The sequence below is a fragment of the Kitasatospora putterlickiae genome, from assembly GCF_039527695.1.
GTDB lineage: Bacteria > Actinomycetota > Actinomycetes > Streptomycetales > Streptomycetaceae > Kitasatospora > Kitasatospora putterlickiae.
Genome location: NZ_BAAAKJ010000030.1, coordinates 1 through 1,786, shown reverse-complemented (window position 1 = coordinate 1,786; position 1,786 = coordinate 1). Strand labels below are relative to the sequence as shown.

The following is a 1,786-nucleotide window of genomic DNA, read 5'->3' as shown; positions in this document are numbered from 1 at the left end:
CGAGGCGCCGCCGGTGCTGAACCGGCGGGCGATGCGCGGACTCGGGCTGGGGGAGGAGGACCTGGAGGCCGAGGTGACCCACCAGCGGGTGGAGCTGCACCGGCTGGAGAAGCTGTACCGGGACCGCCGGCCGCCCCTGCCGGTGGGCGGCCGGACCGTGGTGCTGGTCACCGACGGCGTGGTCTTCGGCCCGGTCACCCCGGCCGCCGTGCGGGCGCTGCGCGAGCGCGGGCCGGGCCGGCTGGTGCTGGCCGCGCCGGTGTGCGACGCGCGTTCGGCGGTGGCGCTGCGCCGGGCCGTCGACGTGCTGCTCTGCCTGCGCGAAGCCACCTACCTGCACGCGGTGGGCCCCTGGTACGACGACTTCCGGGACGTCACCGACCGCGAGGTGGCGGTCCTGCTGCGCCAGCAGCAGCAGCCGACGGCGGCGCGGCGCGCGGGCTGAGCCGCCGGGGTCAGATGCCGGTGGCCGGGAGCAGCAGCAGGTGTTCGGGGTCGAAGGGCATCCAGGCGGGGGCCTCGCCCCGTCCCATCGCCCGGACGCGGCACCACGCCGGGGCGCCGGCCGGACGCCACCAGGCGTTGATCCGGCCGACCGCCCAGCTGCCGTCGGTCCGGTTGATCTGAACCGGCTGGTAGGCGGGCTCGACCTCGTGCTCCGGGGGCTGCCATCCGGGTCCGTTCATGTTTCCCCTCCTCGGCGGGCGGTCGGGCTAACTCTACAGTCATGTAGTAGTTCGTGGGGGTCCGATGGGGAAATTCGGTCGAGCGGTTGACGGCCGGACGCGTACGGTCGGGCGCCACGGGAGCCGGAACAGGGGGGAATGCCGTGGACGCCGGATGGGAAAGCGCCCTGCCGCTGGGCCTGGTGGTCCTGGTGGGCTCGTCGGTGCAGCGGCTCGCGGGGGTCGGGTTCGCGCTGGTCGCGGGGCCGGCACTGGTCCTGCTGCTGGGACCGGGGGACGGGGTGACGCTGTCCAACTGCGCGGCCGGCGCGATCAGCGCCATCGGACTGGCCGACGGCTGGCGACGGGTGCGGCCGGCCAGGATGCTGCCCCTGATCGGGGCGGCCGGGTGCACCGTGCCGTTGGGCGCCTGGGCGGCCGGCCGGGTGCCGCCGGCCGCCCTGCTGATCGGCATCGGACTGCTGGTCGGCGCGGCGGCGCTGCTGGTGATCCGGGGGGTGCGGGCCCCGGGGCTGCGCGGGGTGCGGGGCGCGCTGGCGGCGGGCGCGGCCAGCGGGTTCATGAACTCCGCCGCCGGGGTCGGCGGCCCGGCCGTCTCCCTCTACGCGGTGAACACGGGCTGGAGCGCCCGGGAGTTCGTGCCCAACGCGCAGTTCTACGGGGTGGCCGTCAACCTCTTCTCGCTGGCGGCCAAGGGGACTCCGCACCTGGCGGTGCCCGCGTGGTCGGCGGCGGCGGCCGGGGTCGTGCTCGGGGCGGGCGTCGGCAGGGTGCTGGCGGACCGGGTGTCCGAGCGGCGCGCCAGGATGCTGGTGCTGGGTCTCGCGCTGGCCGGCGGCCTGACCACCCTCGGCAAGGGGGTGTGGGACCTCTGAGGCCCCGTCGCCGGGTGGTGGCGGGCCCGGAGGCCGAACGGGGGTCGGGCGGTCCGGACTTACCGGCCCCACATACCGGGCCTGGGTATAGTGACCGCCATGTGTCCGGACGCCGCCCCTCCCTCCCGCGACCGGTGTCGCCGTGGGGCGGGGGCCGCGCTGGTCCTTCTCCTGCTGACCGCCCTCGGGCTGATCGGCCATCACACCCTGCCGGCCGGCGTCACC

2 protein-coding genes and 1 pseudogene are annotated in these 1,786 nt (G+C 76.3%); 2 read left to right on the top strand and 1 reads right to left on the bottom strand.

Annotation, left to right across the window (positions count from 1 at the left end; all coding sequences use genetic code 11):
* Positions 1–445, top strand: a pseudogene (locus ABD308_RS04075) (phosphoribosyltransferase); the annotation flags it as partial.
* Positions 446–455: 10 nt separating this feature from the next.
* On the opposite strand, the gene ABD308_RS04070 reads toward ABD308_RS04075, so the two are convergent.
* Positions 456–686, bottom strand: a complete 231-nt coding sequence (locus ABD308_RS04070) for a hypothetical protein (protein WP_344325635.1) — start codon at positions 684–686, stop codon at positions 456–458.
* Positions 687–829: 143 nt separating this feature from the next.
* On the opposite strand from ABD308_RS04070, the gene ABD308_RS04065 reads away from it, so the two are divergent.
* The gene (locus ABD308_RS04065) at positions 830–1,561 is read left to right on the top strand and encodes a sulfite exporter TauE/SafE family protein (protein ID WP_344325632.1); all 732 of its coding nucleotides are present in this window, start codon (positions 830–832) and stop codon (positions 1,559–1,561) included.
* Positions 1,562–1,786 lie beyond the last annotated feature (225 nt).

Excerpts from the sequence above, each read along its gene's own strand:
- ABD308_RS04070 (WP_344325635.1), bottom strand. The coding sequence starts at position 686 with ATGAACGGACCCGGATGGCAGCCCCCGGAGCACGAGGTCGAGCCCGCC.